At 72.7% G+C, this 18,243-nt stretch carries 19 protein-coding genes; 6 read left to right on the top strand and 13 right to left on the bottom strand.

Annotated features, from left to right (window positions below; genetic code table 11):
- Window positions 1-10 precede the first annotated feature (10 nt).
- Complete coding sequence (locus ACZ6K0_RS29760) at window positions 11-688, bottom strand: response regulator (protein WP_376401360.1); 678 nt, start codon at window positions 686-688, stop codon at window positions 11-13.
- On the bottom strand, window positions 685-2,010 hold the full coding sequence (locus tag ACZ6K0_RS29755; RefSeq protein ID WP_469232715.1) for a sensor histidine kinase: 1,326 nt from the start codon (window positions 2,008-2,010) through the stop codon (window positions 685-687). Before ACZ6K0_RS29755 ends, ACZ6K0_RS29760 begins: the two co-directional genes overlap by 4 nt.
- 133 nt (window positions 2,011-2,143) lie before the next feature.
- Between ACZ6K0_RS29755 and ACZ6K0_RS29750 the strand changes: the two genes are divergently transcribed.
- The 4 genes from ACZ6K0_RS29750 to recX all read left to right on the top strand — a co-directional run bounded on the left by ACZ6K0_RS29750 (window position 2,144) and on the right by recX (window position 5,684).
- A complete protein-coding gene (locus tag ACZ6K0_RS29750; protein WP_469233021.1) occupies window positions 2,144-2,965 on the top strand; it encodes an SGNH/GDSL hydrolase family protein in 822 nt (273 codons plus the stop codon).
- 10 nt (window positions 2,966-2,975) lie between these two features.
- Window positions 2,976-3,785 (top strand): hypothetical protein, encoded by an 810-nt coding sequence (locus ACZ6K0_RS29745; RefSeq protein WP_469232717.1) that lies wholly within the window; start codon window positions 2,976-2,978, stop codon window positions 3,783-3,785.
- A 191-nt stretch (window positions 3,786-3,976) separates the two neighbouring features.
- On the top strand, window positions 3,977-5,113 hold the full coding sequence (gene recA, locus ACZ6K0_RS29740) for a recombinase RecA (protein ID WP_376401351.1): 1,137 nt from the start codon (window positions 3,977-3,979) through the stop codon (window positions 5,111-5,113).
- A gap of 4 nt (window positions 5,114-5,117) precedes the next feature.
- Window positions 5,118-5,684 carry a recombination regulator RecX gene (gene recX, locus ACZ6K0_RS29735; RefSeq protein WP_469232719.1) on the top strand — a complete coding sequence of 189 codons (567 nt, stop codon included), beginning with the start codon at window positions 5,118-5,120 and terminating at the stop codon, window positions 5,682-5,684.
- 38 nt (window positions 5,685-5,722) lie between these two features.
- On the opposite strand, the gene ACZ6K0_RS29730 is transcribed toward recX, so the two are convergent.
- From ACZ6K0_RS29730 to ACZ6K0_RS29695, 8 genes are all read right to left on the bottom strand, one after another.
- Window positions 5,723-6,130, bottom strand: coding sequence for a rhodanese-like domain-containing protein (locus tag ACZ6K0_RS29730; RefSeq protein ID WP_376401488.1), 408 nt, complete (start codon window positions 6,128-6,130; stop codon window positions 5,723-5,725).
- A 56-nt stretch (window positions 6,131-6,186) separates the two neighbouring features.
- Entirely contained in the window at window positions 6,187-6,732 is a 546-nt protein-coding gene (locus ACZ6K0_RS29725) for a cupin domain-containing protein (RefSeq protein WP_376401348.1), read from the bottom strand.
- 94 nt (window positions 6,733-6,826) lie between these two features.
- A complete protein-coding gene (locus ACZ6K0_RS29720; protein ID WP_312846745.1) occupies window positions 6,827-6,898 on the bottom strand; it encodes a putative leader peptide in 72 nt (23 codons plus the stop codon).
- A gap of 48 nt (window positions 6,899-6,946) precedes the next feature.
- Window positions 6,947-8,683, bottom strand: coding sequence for an FAD-dependent monooxygenase (locus ACZ6K0_RS29715; protein ID WP_469232721.1), 1,737 nt, complete (start codon window positions 8,681-8,683; stop codon window positions 6,947-6,949).
- 192 nt (window positions 8,684-8,875) lie between these two features.
- The gene (locus ACZ6K0_RS29710) at window positions 8,876-9,766 is read right to left on the bottom strand and encodes an amino acid ABC transporter permease (protein WP_469232723.1); all 891 of its coding nucleotides are present in this window, start codon (window positions 9,764-9,766) and stop codon (window positions 8,876-8,878) included.
- The gene (locus tag ACZ6K0_RS29705; RefSeq protein WP_376401339.1) at window positions 9,763-10,437 is read right to left on the bottom strand and encodes an amino acid ABC transporter permease; all 675 of its coding nucleotides are present in this window, start codon (window positions 10,435-10,437) and stop codon (window positions 9,763-9,765) included. Before ACZ6K0_RS29705 ends, ACZ6K0_RS29710 begins: the two co-directional genes overlap by 4 nt.
- 120 nt (window positions 10,438-10,557) lie before the next feature.
- Window positions 10,558-11,379: a glutamate ABC transporter substrate-binding protein gene (locus tag ACZ6K0_RS29700; protein ID WP_376401336.1), complete on the bottom strand. Its 822-nt coding sequence runs from the start codon at window positions 11,377-11,379 to the stop codon at window positions 10,558-10,560.
- 53 nt (window positions 11,380-11,432) lie between these two features.
- Window positions 11,433-12,218, bottom strand: coding sequence for an amino acid ABC transporter ATP-binding protein (locus ACZ6K0_RS29695; RefSeq protein ID WP_376401333.1), 786 nt, complete (start codon window positions 12,216-12,218; stop codon window positions 11,433-11,435).
- Window positions 12,219-12,562: 344 nt separating this feature from the next.
- Between ACZ6K0_RS29695 and ACZ6K0_RS29690 the strand changes: the two genes are divergently transcribed.
- Together ACZ6K0_RS29690 and ACZ6K0_RS29685 are read left to right on the top strand one after the other, a co-directional pair.
- Window positions 12,563-13,279, top strand: a complete 717-nt coding sequence (locus tag ACZ6K0_RS29690; protein ID WP_376401330.1) for a response regulator transcription factor — start codon at window positions 12,563-12,565, stop codon at window positions 13,277-13,279.
- Window positions 13,280-13,297: 18 nt separating this feature from the next.
- Entirely contained in the window at window positions 13,298-14,737 is a 1,440-nt protein-coding gene (locus ACZ6K0_RS29685) for a sensor histidine kinase (protein WP_376401327.1), read from the top strand.
- Window positions 14,738-14,755: 18 nt separating this feature from the next.
- On the opposite strand, the gene ACZ6K0_RS29680 is transcribed toward ACZ6K0_RS29685, so the two are convergent.
- From ACZ6K0_RS29680 to ACZ6K0_RS29670, 3 genes are all read right to left on the bottom strand, one after another.
- Window positions 14,756-15,754: a TAXI family TRAP transporter solute-binding subunit gene (locus tag ACZ6K0_RS29680; RefSeq protein ID WP_376401324.1), complete on the bottom strand. Its 999-nt coding sequence runs from the start codon at window positions 15,752-15,754 to the stop codon at window positions 14,756-14,758.
- Between the two features lie 113 nt (window positions 15,755-15,867).
- Complete coding sequence (locus tag ACZ6K0_RS29675) at window positions 15,868-17,058, bottom strand: RCC1 domain-containing protein (RefSeq protein ID WP_469232726.1); 1,191 nt, start codon at window positions 17,056-17,058, stop codon at window positions 15,868-15,870.
- Between the two features lie 14 nt (window positions 17,059-17,072).
- Entirely contained in the window at window positions 17,073-18,233 is a 1,161-nt protein-coding gene (locus ACZ6K0_RS29670) for an RCC1 domain-containing protein (RefSeq protein ID WP_469232728.1), read from the bottom strand.
- Window positions 18,234-18,243 lie beyond the last annotated feature (10 nt).

Raw genomic sequence — 18,243 nt, 5'->3', positions numbered from 1 at the left:
CCCCTAAGGGTCAGGCCAGCCAGCCGGGGGTGATCATTCCCGACTCGTACGCCAGGATGACCAGCTGCGCCCGGTCGCGTACGGCCAGCTTGGTCATGATCCGGCTGACGTGGGTCTTGGCGGTGGCGGGGGAGAGGACGAGCCGGCCGGCGATCTCGTCGTTGGAGAGGCCCGCGCCCACCAGGCCGAGCACCTCGCGCTCCCGTTCGGTGAGGGCGTTGAGCCGGGGGCTCGGGTCCGGCTGCCGCCCGGCGCCGCCGGCGCGGTCGGCGAACTCGGCGATGAGACGGCGGGTCACGGCGGGGGCGATCAGGGCGTCGCCGCGCGCGACCACCCGTACGGCGTGCAGGAGTTCCATCGGCTCGGTGTCCTTGACCAGGAAACCCGACGCGCCGCCGCGCAGCGCCCCGTACACGTGGTCGTCGGCGTCGAACGTGGTCAGGACGACCACGCGGATGCCTTCGAGCCGCTCGTCGGAGGTGATGCGCCGGGTGGCCTCAAGGCCGTCGAGAACCGGCATGCGGATGTCCATCAGGACGACGTCCGGGCGGAGTTCACGGGCGAGGGCGATGGCCTGCTCACCGTCCCCGGCCTCGCCGACGACCTCGATGTCGTCCTCGTCGGACAGGATCGACCGGAAACCTGCCCGGACCAGGGTCTGGTCGTCGGCGAGCACGACACGGATCATCGGGGGTCCCCTTCGGGCGAGGGCGAGGGTGCTGTGGGTTCTGTAGGTGTGGGGGACTCGGCGTGTGCTGTCGGCGGGGCGAGCGGGAGCCTGGCGTCGACGAGGAAGCCGCCGTCGGCGTTCCCGGCGGTGAGGTCGCCGCCGAGCGCGCGGGCCCGTTCCGCCATGCCCCGGATGCCGCTGCCCGGGCGCCCTCCCTCGGGCTTGCCCCCGCCGTCGTCCGCGATCCGCAGCCGCAGCACGCGCGTGCCCGCGTGCGTACGCGTGCCGGTGCCGGTGCCGGTGCCGGTGCTCGCGTCTGCGGTGGCGTCCCAGTCCAGGGCGATCCGTACGGTGTGCGCCCCCGCGTGCCGGGTGACGTTCGTCAGCGACTCCTGCACGATCCGGTACGCGGCGAGGTCGACCGGCGGCGGCAGCGGTACGGGCGTGCCCGTGACGCTCGTACGGACGTCGAGTCCCGCGCTCCGGGCCCGTTCGGCGAGGTCCCCGAGGAGGGCGAGGCCGGAGGCCGGGGAGGTCGGCGTGGCCTCGTCGGCCCGGCGCAGCACGCCGAGCGTGGCCCGCAGCTCGCGCAGCGCGTCCTTGCTGGTGGACTTCACCGCCTCCAGGGCCTCGGCGGCCGTGGCGAGTCCGGCCTCGGGGGCCGGGTTCTTGCTCAGCCGGTGCAGTGCGGCGCCGGACTGGACGTTGATCAGCGAGACGCTGTGGCCGAGGATGTCGTGCAGTTCCCGGGCGATCCGCAGCCGCTCCTCGGTGGCGCTCTGCCGGGCCCGGGCCTCCTGTTCCCGCTCGGCGGCGAGCGCGCGCTGCTCGACCTCGTGCAGATAGGCGAGCCGGGTGCGCTGGGCGCGGCCCACGGCGACGAGGCTGATCAGCCAGCCGGCCAGCATGGCGAGCGACGTGTCGTCGATCTGCCGGTGGCCGGGCTGCTGCCGGATCTCGCCGAGGCCGACCGCGAGCAGGGTGACGGCGGCGAGCGCGACGGCGGCGGCGAACCGGCCCTCGGCGGCGGTCGTGTAGAGCGCGAGCGCGAAGGCGATCATGAGGGGGCCGTCCTGGGCGGACAGCGGGTAGTAGACGGCGCAGGCGAGCAGCGTGACGACGGCGACGGCGACCGGTTGCCGCCGCCGGAAGAAGAGGGCCCCGCAGCCGATCAGGACGAGCGCCCAGCCGAGCACCGTGCGGAGCGCCGGTTCGCTCGCGTACCGCGCGGAGACGAGCGTCCAGAGCACCACGACGGCCAGGACGGCACAGGCGACGAGGGCGTCGACGGTCCGCGGCGGCAGACGGCCTCCTGGGCGGTCGCGGAGGGGCAGGGGCATGCGTCGAAGGATAGGCGGCGGGCGGTCGTGGGGCCTGTGATCGCCCCTCCTCGCCGGCTCCGACCCACGTGGGTGAGTGCTGAGTTGTATAGTCAAAAAAGTGAGTAACGTGGTGGGGGAAGGCGGAGGCTTCATGTCGGACGGCACGTTTCTGCGGTACGTCGCCCTGGGTGACAGCCAGACCGAAGGGGTCGGCGACGGCGACGACACCGTCGGCCTGCGCGGCTGGGCGGACCGGCTCGCCGAGCTGCTCGCCCGCGACGCCCCGGACGTGCGGTACGCCAACCTCGCCGTACGCGGCCGCCTCGCCGGCCAGGTGCGCGCCGAGCAGCTGGCTCCGGCGCTCGCGCTGCGGCCGGACCTGGCCACGGTCGTCGCCGGGGTCAACGACCTGCTGCGGCCCCGCTTCGACGCGGACGCGACGGCCGGGCACCTGGAGGCGATGTTCGCCGAACTCACCGGCCAGGGTGCCCGGGTCGCGACCCTCACGTTCCCCGACGTCGGCCGGCTGATCCCGGCGGCCCGCCCGGTCGGATCCCGGGTGCGGGACCTCAACGAGCGCATCCGGGAGGCTGCGCACCGGCACGGCGTCACGGTCGTCGAGACCTCGCACCACCCGGTCGTCACCGACCCCCGGCTGTGGAGCGCCGACCGGCTGCACGCCGGTCCGCTCGGCCACGCGCGGATCGCCGCCGCGGTCGCCCAGGCCCTCGACCTGCCCGGCAGCGACGACTCCTGGACCCGCCCGCTGTCCGCGCCGCCGCTCCCCGCGCGCACGGGCCTGCGTGCGGTGGGCGCCGAACTGCGCTGGGCCGGGGCCTTCCTCGGGCCCTGGCTGGGCCGTCGCCTCCGCGGCCGCTCGTCGGGCGACGGCCGCCGGGCCAAGCGTCCCGAGCTGTCGCCGGTGACCGTGGTCCGAGACCGGTCGTTGCCGGTGGAGGGTGGCCGTCAGTAGGTTCGGGCCGGTGAGGGACGAACCTACTGACGACCGAGGGGCTCGCCCGCGCGAGCTCGCCCGGGCGGTCACCGAGCGGTTCGGGCTCGACGCCGACGGGTACCGGCACGGGCCGTGCACGGCCGAGCGCGGGGCGGATCACAGCGCCGAGCACAGCGCCGAGCACAGCGCCGAGCGCGGCGCCGACGGCGCCGACGGCGACGTCGGTGACATGTGGACGCTGGTGTGGACCGACGGGCCGACGGTCGAGCAGGTGCTGCGGGAGCTCGGACCGGAAGGGGACGGGGAGGGGCCGCGCTGTCGGCGCCTGCTCTCGGAGGGGACCGTCGCCCTCGGCGCCGTACGCCTGGCCATGGGGGGTGCGCCCGGTGTCCGGCCGGGGATCACCCCGGAGGCCGTGGAGCGGCTCTGGTACGACGTGCCGTTCCCGGGCCCCGCCACCGACCGGGAGCGGGCGCTGGTCTACGCGGTGGTCTACGAGGCCCACGACAACGCGCGCGGCAACCGTGTCGGCGACGGCCGGATCTGTGACCTGGTGGCCGCGGCGGGCCTCGCGTGGTTCCTGGAACGCATGCGGGTCCCGCTCGCCCCCGCGGAAATCCTCACGGCGCGGTACGCCGCTGCCCACGGCCACCTGGCCTGGAAGTACCGGCTGACGCCGATGGCCGTGCCGGCGCTCCTCGCGGCGGTCCGCGCGGACCGCCGCGCCTCGCCCGAGCTGCTCACCGCGGCTCTCACCCTCGCGTCCGGGCCGGACGGCGGCGCGGACGAAGCCACCGTGACCGAGCTGCGAGGGCGCCTCGGTCCCCGGTGGCCGTGATCCCGCCCGCCGCGCGTGGCACGCTTGACACTGAAATCGAACATCCATTCTGATGGAGGTCCGGCCTGGGGAATCGTGGGCTTGTCGGCGAGTTGTCCACAGGTCGGAGCGGACGTCGGGGCCCATTGTCAGTGGCAGGGGTTAGCGTCTTTCACATGAAGCGATCGACTCAAGCAAACCGGGTGGAACCCATGGCAGGAACCGACCGCGAGAAGGCGCTCGACGCCGCACTCGCACAGATTGAACGCCAATTCGGCAAGGGCGCCGTGATGCGCATGGGTGACCGCGTCCAGGAGCCGATCGAGGTGATCTCCACCGGATCGACCGCGCTCGACATCGCGCTCGGTGTCGGCGGCCTTCCTCGCGGCCGTGTCGTGGAGGTCTACGGACCGGAGTCCTCCGGTAAGACGACCCTCACCCTGCACGCCGTGGCCAACGCCCAGAAGGCCGGCGGCCAGGTCGCGTTCGTGGACGCCGAGCACGCCCTCGACCCCGAGTACGCCAAGAAGCTCGGCGTCGACATCGACAACCTCATCCTGTCCCAGCCGGACAGCGGTGAGCAGGCCCTTGAGATCGTCGACATGCTGGTCCGCTCCGGCGCGCTCGACCTGATCGTCATCGACTCCGTCGCCGCGCTCGTCCCGCGTGCGGAGATCGAGGGCGAGATGGGCGACTCGCACGTCGGTCTGCAGGCCCGTCTGATGAGCCAGGCGCTCCGGAAGATCACCGGCGCGCTCAACCAGTCCAAGACCACCGCGATCTTCATCAACCAGCTCCGCGAGAAGATCGGTGTGATGTTCGGCTCGCCGGAGACCACGACCGGTGGCCGCGCCCTGAAGTTCTACGCCTCGGTGCGCCTCGACATCCGTCGCATCGAGACCCTCAAGGACGGCACGGACGCGGTCGGCAACCGCACCCGCGTCAAGGTCGTCAAGAACAAGGTCGCGCCCCCCTTCAAGCAGGCCGAGTTCGACATCCTCTACGGCCAGGGCATCAGCCGCGAGGGCGGCCTGATCGACATGGGCGTGGAGCACGGCTTCGTGCGCAAGGCCGGTGCTTGGTACACGTACGAGGGCGACCAGCTCGGCCAGGGCAAGGAGAACGCCCGTAACTTCCTGAAGGACAACCCCGACCTCGCCGACGAGATCGAGAAGAAGATCAAGGAGAAGCTGGGCGTCGGCGTCAAGCCCGAGGCTCCGACGGCCGAGCCCGGTGCGGACGCGGCGAGCAGCGCCGACGCGGCCGGCGCGGACGACGCCGCCAAGACCGTCCCGGCACCCGCGACCAAGACCGCGAAGGCGACCAAGGCCACCGCGGCCAAGAGCTGAACCGGTGACCGGTCGCACCGAATGGCCGGGTGACGGCCCCGACTCGTCGAGGGCCGAGAAGGAGCCGTCACCCCAGGATCCGGCTGAGCGGGCGCGCGCGATCTGCCTGCGCCTGCTCACCGGGACCCCCCGCACGCGCAAGCAGCTGGCCGACGTCCTGCGCAAGCGGGAGATCCCCGACGACGTGGCGGAAGAGGTCCTCTCCCGCTTCGAGGACGTCGGGCTCATCGACGACGCCGCCTTCGCGGGGGCCTGGGTCGAGTCCCGCCACCACGGCAGGGGCCTCGCCCGCCGGGCCCTCGCCCGCGAGCTGCGCACCAAGGGCGTCGAGCCGACTCTCATCCAGGAAGCGGTGGAGCAGCTCGACTCCGAGCAGGAGGAGGTCAGGGCGCGCGAGCTCGTCGACCGCAAACTGAGCGCCACCCGCGGCCTTGAGAGAGACCGGCGCCTGCGGCGCCTCGCCGGGATGCTCGCCCGCAAGGGGTACCCCGAGGGCATGGCCCTCCGCGTCGTCCGCCAGGCGCTGGAGGCCGAGGGCGAGGACACGGACGGGCTGGACGAGTCCTTCTGACCCCGGGGGGGGGAGAGAGAAGGACTCGTCCGTCCCGGTCAGCCGGCAGGCGTCGGGAGCAGGACCGGGAGGCCCGCTGCCTTCCAGGCCTGGAAGCCGCCGATGAGGTCGGTCGCGCGGTGCAGGCCCAGGCGGCGGAGCGACTCGACCGCGAGGGAGGAGGCGTAGCCCTCGTTGCAGAGCACGACCACCCGCAGGTCGTGGCTGTCCGCCTCCGGCGCGCGGTGGCTGCCCAGCGGGTCGAGCCGCCACTCCAGCTCGTTGCGCTCCACGACCAGCGCACCCGGGATCAGCCCGTCCCGTTGCCGCAGGGCCGCGTAGCGGGTGTCCACCAGCAGCGCGTCACCCGCCTCGTACGCCTCGTGGGCGGCGCGGGGATCGATCCGGTCGATGCCCGCCCGGACCCGTTCGAGCAGTTCGTCGATGCCCACGCGCTCCTCGGCCACGCGCTCCTCGCCCACGCGCTCCGGGGCCAGGTGCTCGATGCCCACGCGTTCCTCGCTCACTGCCAGTCCTCCGGACGCTCGACCTGCTCCAGGCGGAGTACCGCGCCCGCCCGGCTGAACCGCCGGATCAGGGGGAGCGGCGGGTAGTACGCGTGCACCGACACCGCGTGGGTGTCCGGCGACTCGTTGAGCACCTCGTGCACATGGTGGCGGCCGAAGGCCCGGCCGTCGCCCTCGGACAGTCGGCGGGAGCGGTCGAGGCCGTCGGCCAGCTCCAGGGTCTTCCAGCCGCTCGCCGGCAGCCGGACCGCGAGGGCGTTCTCGGTCAGCGACCCCCGCGCGGTGGCGAAGGCGCCCAGCGACTCGGCGTGGTCGTGCCAGCCGGTGCCCGTGCCGGGCGGCCAGCCGATGAGCCAGGCCTCGCTGCCGCCGGGGCCGTCGAGCCGTACCCACGTACGCCCCTCGGGGTCGAGGGGCAGGGAGTCGACCAGTTCGCGGTCGGCGGCCGTGCGGCGGACGAAGTCGAGGAGTTCGGCCGCCGTCGGGGCGGTGGAGGGCGGTGTGGAGACGACGGGGGAGGGTGTGGGGACGCGCTGGGGCACGGGTGACCGTCCTGAGGTTCGCGAGGAGCGCGCGACGGCACCGGGCACACGGACGGACGTCAGTGGCGGGGCGCGCGCGGGGAAGGGGGCGAAGTCAGCAGGACGGACGACACATGCAGCCCGCGTAGCGGACGAGGTCCAGATGGACCCTCCGCCACAGGCGCACATCGGTGTCGGTCACGCTCCGGAGTACACCATGCGCGCCCGCGCGGAATCAATGCATGTCCACCGTGTGGTCGCTGTCGGTGGACACATCGGTGGGCACATCGGGGGACAGGCCGGTGGACACGGCGGCGGGGACCACGGCGGCCGCGCCGGACGGTGGGGCGGCCGGCGCGTCGTCGGTGGCGGACCCGCCGCGGGCCGCGTCGGCCGCCGCGTACAGCTCCTCGGGGCGGACCCCGGAGAAGGAGGCGACGAGGTGCCCGTCGGGCCGGACGAGCAGGACGGCGTGGGCCGGAGCACCCGGATACGCCTCGGTCACCAGCACCTCGGCCTTGGCGGGGAGGGCCCGCACGGCCTCTTCGAGGCGGGGCATCACGCCGGCGCTCCGCCAGTGGCGGCGGTCCCAGACGCCGGTCCCGGGGGCGACGAGGAGGACCAGGAGCCGGCCCTGACCGAGCCGGTCCCGGAGCCGTACGGTCGTGCCGTCCGGAGCGGTCACCCGGACGTCCTCGACCGGGGCGCCCGTCGGCGTGCCCACCGGGGTCTGCCCCTCGGCGCTCTGATGCGCGAGGGGGGAGTGCGGATACGCGGGGGGCGCGCCGAGCGGGCCGCGCCCCAGGTGGCCGTCGGTCAGCAGGGCGTCGTGGCTGCGCGCGGCCCCGAGGAGGTACGTCCGCAGGCCACCGCCGCCGCGCAGCGCCGGCAGCGACTGGTCCGCCGCGCGGAGCCGGGAGGCGATGGCCGTCCGCCGCTCGCTCTGGTAGCTGTCGAGCAGCCGCTCCGAGGCGCCGTGGTGCCAGGTGTGGGCGAGTTTCCAGGCGAGGTTGTCCACGTCCCGGAGCCCCTCGTCGAGGCCCTGGGTGCCGACCGCGCCGAGCAGATGGGCCGCGTCCCCGGCGAGCAGCACCCGGTCGACCCGCCAGCGCCGGGCGAGCCGGTGGTGCAGGGTGTGGACGCCGGTGTCGATGAGCTCGTACGGCGGCGTCACCCCGTCGCACCAGCCGGCCAGGGTCTCGCGGATGCGGGTGACCAGCGCGTCCGGGGTGACCAGCTCGCCGCGCGGCGGGAGCAGCCAGTCGATCCGCCACACCCCGTCGGGCAGCGGGCGGGCGGTGATCTCCTCGCCGACGCCCCGCCACGGGGGCTGACGGTGCAGCAGGGCCTCGCCGGGCCAGGGGAGTTCGGTGCGCAGGGCGGCGACCGCGTGCCGCTCCACCGCCGTACGGCCGGGGAAGCGGATGCCGAGCAGCTTGCGCACGGTGGACCGGGCCCCGTCGCAGCCGACGAGGTGGCTGCCGCGCCACCACGTGCCCTCCGGGCCCCGGGTGTGGGCGACGACCCCGTCCCGGTCCTGCTCGATCGTGTCGAGCCGGGCCTCGGTGACGAGCCGGACGAGCTTCTGACGGGCGATCGCGTCGCGCAGCCCGCGCGCCAGGGCGTGCTGCGGGATGTGCAGCGGGGCGGCCGGAGCGGAGGGGGCGTCGGGGTCCTCCGACCACTCCTCCGTACCGCTGAGTCCCAGGTCGAGCGTGGTGTGGCGGACCAGCTGGCGGCGGCGCATGCTGCGCCAGCCGACCCAGCGGACGCCCTCGTCACGGAGGGTGGTGCAGCCGAGGCGTTCGACCATGGCGGCGGTGTCGGCGCGCAGGACGGCGCTCCGCGCGGGGCGTGGTTCCTCCGTGCCGGTGCCCTCGTCGAGGACGACGCTGGGCACACCCTGCGCGGCGAGCGCGAGGGAGAGCGCGAGGCCTACCGGCCCAGCGCCCACGATGATCACCGGGTCCACGGCGCGGCTCCTGAAGGCCGGACGGTCATGAGGGCAGCACAGCTGAGTGTGGCACGAGCCCGGTGGTTGATCACAGACCGTATGCAACCCACTGAGGGTGCTTGCGTCAAGCGACGGGGTGGGCGCGGTGCGCCTGACCTGAAGTCAGTGCCGCTCCGGCCCACCCCTGTTGTCCTGCGGATCCTGTCGGGGTCAGGCGCCGCTGACGGCGTCCGTCTTCACCTCGGCGGCTCCCGCCTGGGCCGGAAGGGCCACCGAGGTGGACTTCTTGCCCCGCCGCATGCGCCTCTCCAAGCGGCCGGCGAGGTGGGTGAGGAGCGCGTTGATGACGATGTAGATCAGCGCGATGACCGTGAAGGTGGCGATCGTGTTGGCGCCGTAGTTGGCCGTGATCTGCCGGTTCTGGCTGAGCAGCTCGGCGAAGCCGAGCATGGCGCCGCCGAGGGCGGTGTCCTTGACGATGACGACGAGCTGGCTGACGAGCGCGGGGAGCATGACGGTGACCGCCTGCGGCAGCAGGACGTACAGCATGGTCTGGCTCTTGCGCATGCCGAGCGCCTCGGCCGCGTCGCCCTGGCCCCGGGGCAGCGAGAGGACGCCGGCCCGGACGACCTCGGCGATCACCGAGGCGTTGTAGAGCACCAGGCCGGTGACGACCGCGTACAGCGGGCGGAAGTCGGAGCTGATGGTCGTGAACTCGCGGTACAGGGCGGCCGCGAACATCATCAGGAGCAGTACCGGGATGGCGCGGAAGAACTCCACGACCGTGCCGGCGGGCACGCGCACCCAGCGGTGGTCGGAGAGCCGGCCGATGCCGAGGAGGGCGCCGAGCGGCAGCGCGATCACGATCGAGAGCGCGGCGGCCTTCAGCGTCTCCACCAGACCGGGCAGCAGATACGTCGTCCAGACCCGGGAGTCGGTGACGAACGGCGTCCACTTCTCGGCCGCCAGCTGGTTCTTGTCGGCCATGGCGGACAGGACCCACCAGGCCACCAGGGCGAGGACGGCGAGGAAGACGATCGTGTAGACGACGTTCCGCCGCTTGGCGCGGGGCCCGGGAGTGTCGTACAGGACGGAACTCATCGCTTCACCGCCAGACGCTTGGCCGCCCAGCCCAGGAGCAGGCCGGTGGGGAGGGTGAGGAGGATGAAGCCGAAAGCGAAGACCGCGAAGACGGCGAAGAGCGCGTCGGCCTCGTTCTCGACCATCTCCTTCATCAGGAGGGCCGCCTCGGCGGCGCTGATGGCCGAGGCCACCGTGGTGTTCTTGGTGAGGGCGATGAGGACGTTCGCGAGCGGGGTCACCACCGCACGGAAGGCCTGCGGGAACACCACCAGGGTGAGGACCTGGGTGAAGCTCAGGCCCAGGGCGCGGGCGGCTTCCGCCTGGCCCGGCGGGACGGTGTTGATGCCCGAGCGCAGCGCCTCGCAGACGAAGGTGCCGGTGTACGCGACGAGTCCGAGCACCGCGAGGCGGAAGCCGATGTCCTCGGAGCGCCCGCCGCCGAGCGTGACGCCGAGCGTCTGGTTGAGGACGAACGAGCACGCCACGAGGACCACGGTCAGCGGGGTGTTGCGGACGAGGTTGACGTACGCGGTGGCGAAGGCGCGCATGATGGGGACCGGGCTGACCCGCATGCCGACCAGGGCGGTGCCCCAGAGCAGTGAGCCGATCGCCGAGTAGAGGGCGAGCTTCGCCGTCACCCAGAAGGCGCCGAGCAGGTCGTACTGCCCGGAATCAAGAAAGTCGAACACGATGCCCGCGCTCTCCCCTGGTGGTCGGTCGGTGTGAAGGCCGGTGCGTGGGCAGCGGCCGGTGCCGGTGCGACGGCCACCCCGGTGCGGGGGCGGCCGTCACGGCCGGTGCGGGTCAGGTCAGTTCTCGACCTTGGGCGCGGGCTCGTACTTGTAGCCGGACGGGCCGAAGTGCTCCTTGACGAGCTTCTCCCAGGTGCCGTCGGAGACCATCTTCTCGAGCGCCTTGTTGATCTTGCCGCGCAGCTCGTCGTCGCCCTTCTTGACGCCGATGCCGTACTTCTCGTCGCTCATCCGGAGGCCGGCGAGCTTGAACTTGCCCGCGTGCTCCTTCTGCGAGGCGTAGCCCGCGAGGATGGAGTCGTCGGTGGTCAGGGCGTCAACGGCCTTGTTCTCCAGGCCGGTCAGGCACTCGGAGTAGCCGCCGAGCTGCTGGAGGTCGGCCTTCGGGGCGAGCTTGTCCTTGACGTTCTGCGCGGAGGTCGAGCCGGTGACCGAGCAGAGCTTCTTGGCGTTGAGGTCCTCGACCTTGGTGATCGAGCTGTCGTCGGCGCGCACGAGCAGGTCCTGGTGGGCCAGGAAGTACGGACCGGCGAAGTCGACCTCCTTCTTGCGCTTGTCGTTGATCGAGTAGCTGGCGACGACGAACTTGACGTCACCGTTCTTGATCAGGTTCTCGCGCTCGGCGCTCGGCGCCTGCTTGAAGTTGATCTTGTCCTCGGCGTAGCCGAGCTCCTTGGCGACGTAGCGGGCGACGTCGACGTCGAAGCCGGCGTACTTGCCGTCCGGGGTCTTCAGGCCGAGGCCCGGCTGGTCGAACTTGATGCCGACGTTGATCTTGTCGCCGTTGCTGCCGGAGTCGGAGCCGGACCCACAGGCGGTGGCGGTCAGCGCGAGGACGACGGCGGCCGCGGCGGCGGCGGAGGCGGTGCGAAGCTTCATGGTGGAACGTCCCTTGAGTAGGCGTGAGTTGGGAAGAATAGATCCGAACTCGCTCAGTGGTGAAGGATCTTGGAGAGGAAGTCCTTGGCCCGGTCGCTGCGCGGGTTGCTGAAGAACTCCTCGGGCGACGCCTGCTCGACGATGCGTCCGTCCGCCATGAAGACGACCCGGTTGGCCGCGGAACGGGCGAAGCCCATCTCGTGGGTGACGACGACCATCGTCATTCCCTCCTGGGCCAGTTGCTGCATGACCTCGAGGACCTCGTTGATCATCTCGGGGTCGAGAGCGGAGGTCGGCTCGTCGAACAGCATGACCTTCGGGCCCATCGCGAGCGCGCGGGCGATCGCCACGCGCTGCTGCTGGCCACCGGAGAGCTGTGCGGGGTACTTGTCCGCCTGGGTGCCCACCCCGACCCGGTCGAGCAGGGTACGGGCCTTGGCCTCGGCGTCCTTCTTCTCCGTCTTCCGGACCTTGATCTGGCCCAGCATCACGTTCTCGAGCACCGTCTTGTGCGCGAAGAGGTTGAACGACTGGAAGACCATGCCGACATCGGAACGCAGCCGGGCGAGCTCCTTGCCCTCCGCGGGCAGCGGCTTGCCGTCGATGGTGATGGTGCCGGAGTCGATGCTCTCCAGCCGGTTGATCGTTCGGCACAGCGTCGACTTGCCGGACCCCGAAGGCCCGATGACGACCACGACTTCGCCGCGGGTGATCGTCAGGTCGATGTCCTGGAGAACGTGCAGCGCGCCGAAGTGCTTGTTGACCTCGGACAGGACGACCAGCTCGTCCGCGCTGCGCGGGGCGTCCTCGGGACCCTTGGACACTGACACTCCGCTCATGGGCCTCTTGCTCCGTCCTGCTCGGTTGGGGAGGACACTAGAGACCCGATGTGACGACCGTCATCACATCTGAGCGGAAATTGAGGATAACGATCCGGTCGCAAACGGACACAGTGCGTGAAGCCGACGCCCCGGGCGTACCGGGTGGATAACAGAAACGTCGGCGTAACAGGGGGAGACTTGACTGTGATGCCGATGATCGGCGTTCATGCCCTGGTACCACCTGGTACACAGAGAGCCGCCGCCGAGACGCGAACGAAAGATCGTCGCGAACGAGGACCGGCGCGCACGAAGATCGTCGCGAACGGGCACCGGCGCGAACGAAGATCACGGAGGAGGTACGCATGCGACTGCTGCTCGTGGAGGACGACGACCACGTCGCCGCCGCCCTCTCCGCCATCCTGGCCCGGCACGGCTTCGCCGTCACCCACGCCCGCAACGGCGAGGAGGCGCTCCAGGCCGTCCTGCCCACCGCGCAGGGCGAGCGGCCCTCGTACGGGGTGATCCTGCTCGACCTCGGCCTCCCCGACCAGGACGGCTACCAGGTCTGCGGCCGCATCCGGAAGCTCACCGCCACCCCGGTGATCATGGTGACGGCCCGCGGCGACGTACGCTCCCGGATCCACGGCCTCAATCTCGGCGCCGACGACTACGTCGTCAAGCCCTACGACACCGGCGAACTCCTCGCCCGCATCCACGCCGTCAGCCGGCGCAACGCCGGAACCGAGGAGACGACGCCCGGCGCCACCGGAGCCGCCGACGGCACCCTGCTGCGGCTCGGCTCCGTCACCATCGAGCTGCCCACGCGACGGGTCAGCGTCGAGGGCGAGGCCGTCGCCCTGACCCGCAAGGAGTTCGACCTGCTCGCGCTCCTCGCCCAGCGCCCCGGGGTCGTCTTCCGCCGCGAGCAGATCATCAGCGAGGTCTGGCGCACCAGTTGGGAGGGGACCGGCCGCACGCTGGAGGTGCACGTCGCGTCCCTGCGCTCCAAGCTGCGGATGCCCGCCCTGATCGAGACCGTGCGGGGCGTCGGCTACCGCCTGGTCGCCCCCGCCGCGTAACCCCCGGCCGGCCCACCCGTGCGCACCCGACTCCTCCCGCTGCTCATCATCCTGATGGCCGGCGTCCTGCTCGCCCTCGGCTTCCCGCTCGCCGCCAGCCTCGCCGCGTCCGAACAGCAGCGGGTCGTCGTCGACCGGCTCGACGACGCCGCGCGCTTCGCCGCCCTCGCCCAGTTCGTCAGCGAGATCAACCCCGGCACCGACGAGCGGCGCACCACCCTCAACGGCGAACTCGCCAGCTACCACGACGTGTACGACATCCGGGCCGGCATCTTCTACCGCGACAACCGTGCCATGGCCGCCGCCCCCGAGGACTGGGTCGTCCCGTACGACGGCGAGGGCCGCCGCGCCTTCCAGGAGGCGCTGCTCGGGCGCCGCAGCCACAACCCGCCCCAGGTCTGGCCCTGGCAGGGCGACGCACGGCTCACCATCGCCTCCCCGGTCGTCCGGGACGGGGACGTCGTCGCCGTCGTCGTCACCGACTCGCCCACCGGGCAGCTCCGCTCCCGCATCCTGCGCGGCTGGCTGCTGATCTTCGCGGGTGAGGCGGCGGCGATGCTGGTCGCCATCGGCGCCGCCTTCCGGCTCACCGGCTGGGTCCTTCGGCCGGTCCGCGTCCTCGACTCCGTCACCCACGACATCGCCACCGGACGGATGAACTCCCGGGTCGCCGCGACCGGCGGTCCGCCCGAACTGCGGCGCCTGGCGCTCTCGTTCAACGAGATGGCCGACAACGTCGAGGACGCGCTCGAACAGCAGCGGGCCTTCGTCGCCGACGCCTCCCACCAGTTGCGCAACCCCCTGGCCGCGCTGCTGCTGCGGATCGAGCTGCTCGCGATGGAGCTCCCCGAGGGGAACGAGGAGATCGCCTCCGTCCGGACCGAGGGCAAGCGCCTCTCGCAGGTCCTCGACGACCTCCTCGACCTGGCGCTCGCCGAGCACATGGCGGCCGAGCTGCGGCTCACCGACGTGGGCGCGCTGGCGGCGGAGCGGGTCGCGTCCTGGCGGCCGGTCGCCGACGACAAGGGCGTCCTGCTGACCGGGGAGTGCGGGGCGGTCACGGGATGGGCGGACCCGGTGGCCCTCTCCAGTGCCCTCGACGCGGTGATCGACAACGCGTTGAAGTTCACCCCGGCGGGGGAGGAGGTCATGGTCTCCGTCTCGGTGCCCCCGGGCGGGGCGGGCGTCGACGTCGTCGTGGCCGACCAGGGGCCCGGCCTCACCGAGGACGAGCTCGGCCGGGTCGGTGACCGCTTCTGGCGCTCCGGCCGGCACCAGAACATCAAGGGATCGGGCCTCGGCCTCTCCATCACCCGCGTCCTGCTGACGGCGGGCGGCGGCGGCATCGCGTTCGCCCCGAACGAGCCGCACGGCCTGCGGGTCACCGTCACCGTCCCCCGGCACGCTCCGGCGCAGCGGTACGGGCGGGGCCCGGCGCTCTCACCGGAGCAGCGGTAGCCGTTCCCGGGCCGAGGGTCAGGGCTTCACCGAGCGGTAGTAGCGGCGGGCGCCCTCGTGGAGGGGCAGCGGCTCCGTGTAGACGGCCGTCCGCAGGTCCACCAGCTGGGCCGGGTGGACCTGGCCGCCGATCTCGTCACGGCTCCTGATCACCGTACGGGTGAAGCCCTCGACCAGGTCGGGATCGGCCTCGGCGGTCGTGACCAGGAGGTTCGCCACGGCCAGCGTCTCGACCGGCTGGCCGTTCTGCGCCGACGTGTACGCGTCGGCCGGGATCACCGCCGACCGGTAGTGCCGGGTCGAGTCGCCGACATCGTGCAGCCGGTCGACGAGGGTGGCGTCCAGCGGGATCAGCCGGACCTCGAAGCGCTCGGACAGCTTCTGCACGGCCTCGGTGGGCAGCCCGCCCGACCAGAAGAAGGCGTCGAGGTCGCCGTCCTCCAGGTGCCCCGGCATGGTGTTGATGCCCGCCGAGACCGCCTCGACGTCGCGTACGGGCGTGAGGCCGGCCGCCGCGAGGACCCGGTCGGCGATCAGCCGCACACCGGACCCGTCCTGGCCGACCCCGACCCGCAGCCCGCGCAGGTCCCGCACGGTCCGGATCGTCGAGCCCTTGCGCACCACCAGCTGGACGTAGTCGTCGTACAGCCGGGCGCAGCCGCGCAGCCGCTCGAAGCCCGGCTTGCGCTCGCGCTGGTACTGGGCGACCGCGTCGGCCGTCGCGACGGTGAAGTCCGCCTCGCCCGAGGCCACGCGGGCCAGGTTCTGCTGGGAGCCCTCGCTGTCCGTGAGCCGTATCGACACCTCGGGCAGGTCCTCGGCGAGGGCCTGCTTGAGGAGCATTCCGTACCGCTGGTAGACGCCGGTGGGGACGCCCGTACTGAACGTGACCGAGCCGCTCGGGACGGGTGAGCCGAAGGGAACCAGCCACCACACGAGCACCCCGCACACCACGAGCAGCGCGGCCGAGAGCGCCGCCAGGCGGCGGCGGGCGGCACGGGAGAGCGAGGCGAACATGGGGGCGATCCTGCCAGCTCACCGTCGTCGCTGACCAGGGACGGCCGGTGTGAGGCATTCGCGCGGGGCCGGCGAGGGCCCCCGCGCGAAGCCGGATCGGCCTCCGGCCGGTGTCAGTAGGCGAAGCCCGACTTGCCGGTCTTCGTCGTCGTGACGTGGGTGATGCCGCTGCCCGGCGGGAGGGCGACGGTGGTGCCCGTGCCCGTGGTCGCGGTGGTGGAGCCGTCGCCCAGCTGGGCGGCCGCGTTGGCGCCCCAGCCGATCACCGAGCCGTCGTCCAGCGCGGCCAGGGTGAAGTCGGCGCCGCCCGCGATGTCCTGCACGCCCTTGAGGCTGTCCAGGACGACCGGGGTGGTGCGGTTGGCGTTCGTGCCGTCGCCGAGCTGCCGGTCGGTGTTCTTGCCCCAGCCGGCGACGCTGCCGTCGTCGAGGACGGCGAAGGAGGACGCCGAGGTGGCGAAGATCCGGGCCACCGCGTCCAGGTAGGCGACGTCGACGGGCTTGGGCGCGTCGGCGACGGCGTCGTTGCCGAGCTGGCCCTCGGCGTTCTTGCCCCAGGCCTTGATCGTGTTGTCGGCGGTCAGCGCGAGGACGTGGTCGCAGCCCACCGCGATGGCTTCGACGTTCTCGACGTCCGGGACCTTCTGCGGGGTCTCGCGGTTGGCGGTGCTGCCGGTGCCGAGCCGCCCGTTGGCGAAGGCGCCCCAGGTCCAGACCGTGCCGTCCTGACGCAGCGCGACGCTGAAGTCGCAGCCCGCGCCGACGTCCTTGACCTTGTCGAGGCTCTGCACGGGGATCGGCGTCTTGTACGGGTTGGTGGTGTCCTGGCCGGTGCCCAGCTGCTTCGAGGCGTTGCTGCCCCAGGCGAGGACCCGGCCGCCCTTGACGGCGAGGGCGTGGTTGAGGCCCGCCGAGACCTCGCTCACGCCGGAGAGCCCGGCGACGGTCGCGGGGAAGGACTGGGCGACGAGGGTGCCGTTGCCGAGCTGGCCGGTGGCGTTGTTGCCCCAGCTCTTCACGGTGCCGTCCTTGAGGAGGGCGACGGCGAAGCCGTTGGCGGCCGCGGCGGCGCCGCCACCGCCCCCGGAGAGCTCGCGGACGTCGTCGCGGGTGATGCCGGTGACGGCGGCGGGGGTCTGCTGGGCGAGGACGCTGCCGTTGCCGAGCTGGCCCTGGGCGTTCTCGCCCCAGCCGCGCACCCAGGGGTCGGTGCCGGCGGCGGCGTGGGCGGAGAGGCAGGGGGCGGCGAGGGCGGTGGCCGCTGTGACGGCGGCGAGCAGGGTGAGGCGCTTGCTGTGGTGCATGGGGACCTTTCGGGTCAGTAGGCGTAGCTCGACTTGCCGGTGGGGGGAGTCGAGACGCGGGTCGCGCCGCTGCCTGCGGGCAGTGCGGTGACCGGGGTGGGGGAGTCGGTGGTGGTGGCGTCGCCGAGCTGGCCGGCCGCGTTCTCGCCCCAGGCGAGGACGGAGCCGTCGGAGCGGGCGGCGACGGTGTGCCCCCAGCCGCCGGCCATGTCGGTGACCTCGTCCAGACCGGGTACGGGGACCGGGGTGGTGCGGGAGGTGGTGGAGCCGTCGCCGAGCTGGCCGCGGCCGTTCCAGCCCCAGGCACGGACCGAGCCGTCGTCGAGCACGGCGAAGCTGTGGAAGCCGCAGCCGTAGATCCGGGCCACGCCGTCGAGATGGTGCACCTCGACCGGTGAGGGCGCGGCCTCTTGGCTGTCGTTGCCCAGTTGGCCGTTGATGTTGTAGCCCCAGGCCCGTACGGTGCCGTCGGCGAGCCGGGCGAGCACGTGGTTGCAGCCGGTCGCGATCTCGACGACGTCCGTGAGGCCGGGGACTCGTTTCGGGGTGTTCCGGTCGGTGGTGTCGCCGAGGCCGAGCTGCCCGCTGTGGGCACGGCCCCAGGTCCAGACGGTGCCGTCCTCCCGGAGGGCGACGGCGTGCTGGCAGCCGGCGGCGACGTCCGTCACCTTGTTCAGGCTCTGGACCCGCACGGGTCGGGTGGCCGAGGTCGTGCCGCCGTCGCCGAGCTGGCCGTAGGTGTTGTCGCCCCAGGCGAGGACCCGCCCGCCGCGGACGGCGTAGCCGGTCTGGAAGCCGGCGGCGACCTCGGTGGCTCCGGAGAGTCCGGCCACGGCGGCGGGGAACGGCCGGCTCACGGTGGTGCCGTCGCCGAGCTGGCCCGCGAGGTTCCCGCCCCAGGACTGGACCGTGCCGTCGGTGAGGAGTGCCACGGCGAAGGCGTTGGCGGTGTTGTTCCCCCCGCCGGACAGTTCGCGCACGGAGGCGCGGGCGAGTCCCTGGACGGCTGCCGGGGTCTGCTGGTCGGCCGTGGTGCCGTTGCCGAGCTGTCCGCCCGCGTTCGCGCCCCAGGCCCGCACCCATGGATCCCGGGGCTCGGCGTGGGCGGGGGAGACGGCGAGGGCGAGGAGCGCGAGGGTGGCGGCGGTGACACCGCGTACGTACGCGTACGTCATCGGAGCACGC

It is taken from the genome of Streptomyces sp. NPDC042346, assembly GCF_055581845.1.
This window is presented reverse-complemented; position numbering and strand designations above follow the sequence as displayed.

Coding starts and splice junctions, on each gene's coding strand:
- ACZ6K0_RS29760 (WP_376401360.1), bottom strand. CDS start 688: ATGATCCGTGTCGTGCTCGCCGACGACCAGACCCTGGTCCGGGCAGGT.
- ACZ6K0_RS29755 (WP_469232715.1), bottom strand. CDS start 2,010: ATGCCCCTGCCCCTCCGCGACCGCCCAGGAGGCCGTCTGCCGCCGCGG.
- ACZ6K0_RS29750 (WP_469233021.1), top strand. CDS start 2,144: ATGTCGGACGGCACGTTTCTGCGGTACGTCGCCCTGGGTGACAGCCAG.
- recA (WP_376401351.1), top strand. CDS start 3,977: ATGGCAGGAACCGACCGCGAGAAGGCGCTCGACGCCGCACTCGCACAG.
- ACZ6K0_RS29710 (WP_469232723.1), bottom strand. CDS start 9,766: ATGAGTTCCGTCCTGTACGACACTCCCGGGCCCCGCGCCAAGCGGCGG.
- ACZ6K0_RS29700 (WP_376401336.1), bottom strand. CDS start 11,379: ATGAAGCTTCGCACCGCCTCCGCCGCCGCCGCGGCCGCCGTCGTCCTC.
- ACZ6K0_RS29695 (WP_376401333.1), bottom strand. CDS start 12,218: ATGAGCGGAGTGTCAGTGTCCAAGGGTCCCGAGGACGCCCCGCGCAGC.
- ACZ6K0_RS29690 (WP_376401330.1), top strand. CDS start 12,563: ATGCGACTGCTGCTCGTGGAGGACGACGACCACGTCGCCGCCGCCCTC.
- ACZ6K0_RS29680 (WP_376401324.1), bottom strand. CDS start 15,754: ATGTTCGCCTCGCTCTCCCGTGCCGCCCGCCGCCGCCTGGCGGCGCTC.
- ACZ6K0_RS29675 (WP_469232726.1), bottom strand. CDS start 17,058: ATGCACCACAGCAAGCGCCTCACCCTGCTCGCCGCCGTCACAGCGGCC.
- ACZ6K0_RS29670 (WP_469232728.1), bottom strand. CDS start 18,233: ATGACGTACGCGTACGTACGCGGTGTCACCGCCGCCACCCTCGCGCTC.